This window comes from Fructilactobacillus lindneri DSM 20690 = JCM 11027, from assembly GCF_002907375.1.
GTDB lineage: Bacteria > Bacillota > Bacilli > Lactobacillales > Lactobacillaceae > Fructilactobacillus > Fructilactobacillus lindneri.
Window position 1 is genome coordinate 1 of sequence record NZ_MIYK01000007.1, and the last position, 1,836, is coordinate 1,836.

At 35.7% G+C, this 1,836-nt stretch carries 1 protein-coding gene and 1 pseudogene; one reads left to right on the forward strand and one right to left on the reverse strand.

Annotated elements, in window-relative coordinates:
• Positions 1 to 339 precede the first annotated feature (339 nt).
• Positions 340 to 614: pseudogene (locus tag BHU33_RS02915) on the forward strand (IS30 family transposase); the annotation flags it as partial.
• A gap of 74 nt (positions 615 to 688) precedes the next feature.
• Here BHU33_RS02915 and BHU33_RS02920 read toward each other — a convergent pair.
• A complete protein-coding gene (locus BHU33_RS02920) occupies positions 689 to 1,696 on the reverse strand; it encodes a YeiH family protein (protein WP_103434761.1) in 1,008 nt (335 codons plus the stop codon).
• Between the last annotated feature and the right edge of the window lie 140 nt (positions 1,697 to 1,836).

Consider the following 1,836-nt stretch of genomic DNA (forward strand, 5'->3'; position numbering starts at 1 on the left):
ATCGAAAAAATGACAAATAGAAGAAGTTATTTTTATAATATGAAAATAATTAACCCCTAATATCCACATTATAGAGATTGGGGGGTATTTTAACAATGAGTTTGAGGGGCGATTTGTTAATTATAGCCCCTAAATTAAGGAATGTTTTAGTGACCACCTAGGATCATAGTTAACTCATAGCAAAACTCCTGGTATTTTACTTAGAAGTCAATAAATTAATTGGACTGCTTTATGGTGGTAAGTTATGACGTATTTTAACACCTTTAATTATAAGGCATAAAAAAAGCGACACAATTGTTGAGTTATGTCGCTTTTTAGTGTAAATCTTTATTTATATATAATGGTCAGTCAGTGACACCAGTCTTAATTCGTTTTTTCAAGGGATCAAAAATGCCAAGTCAATCACTGTTGATCGTGGGCGAGAATTTGCAAAATATAACGAAATCGAGCAAAAACTAGGCATTCTAGTCTATTTTGCGCACCCATATTCACCAGAAGAACGTGGGAGTAATGAGATATTAAATCGATACGTCCGTCGTTTTATACCGAAAGAACGCAAAATTGAAACAGGTAGCGCCAAAGAATTAGATCAAATTAATCATTGGATCAATGCGATAACCTATTCCTGATTTACAGCATAAAAACAGATTACCAAAGTTAAACTTTGATAATCTGTTAACTCAACGATTTAGCCCATTAAAACATAAATTAATGCGATTGCAATTGCAACTTGGAAAATAATTGTTACCAATCCATAGCCCAAGAACTTAGCACCTGATGACTTGATGGTTGACCACTTTAGGTTCAAGCCGATTCCAGCTAAGTTAACAACTCCAACGAAGCTCGTAACTTGTTCTGCTGAATTAGTTAAAACATGTGGTAATGTTACAAATGAATTGATTAACATAAAAATAATAAATACAGTTACAAACCAAGGAATATTAATTTTAGTTTTATTTGCCGATTTTGCTGATGTTGTTGCTGCTAGATTTGAAAGCTTTGATGCATTATTTGCCATGAAAATAACAACAACTGACAACATAATCACACGTAGCATTTTAAAGATTGGTGCATAAGTCACAACACTGCCACCAACCAAAGATGCAGTTCCAGCAACTTGACCAACAGATTGTACTGTTCCACCAATCAGAGCACTAACCATCATATTATTTGGCAAGATAGCTGGTCCAATTACTGGCAAAACAAATAACAAAATGACTCCTGCTAGCGAAACAGTCGCAACACTCGTTCGTCGTTGATCATCGGTTGCACCAACAGCTGGTGCAACTGACGCAATCGCACTAGATCCACAGACAGCGTTTCCAGCACCCATCATCATTGCTGATTGTGGGGATACCTTAAAGACACGACCACCAATCCACATAACAAATAGAATCGTTAATGCCATTTGTAGCAAAATAAAAATAACGCCACTCCATCCAAGCGATTCCATATTTTGCAAAGTAACATTTAACCCTAATAACGCAATTCCAATCTCAATTGGATACTTTTCTGCCCATTTAACACCGGCACCCCAGCGTTGATTAGCAAATACAGTATTTCCTAAAACAATTCCTGCTAGCATCGCCAACGCTTCTGCACCCAATGTTGGTAAAAATGGTGATAGCAGTTTTGCAACTAAAGCTAGTGCTAAGGTTAACACAATTCCTGCTACCATATTGTTATTGATTCCTATAACAAACTCCTTAAATATACTTTCATAATTCAATGTTATACATCTTATGCTCTTATTGCTCTTACCCTAGTTTTTGGCACATAAATTCCGGAACAGTTGTGCAATACTGAATAAAACAAGTTAGAAACAATCCACTGAAT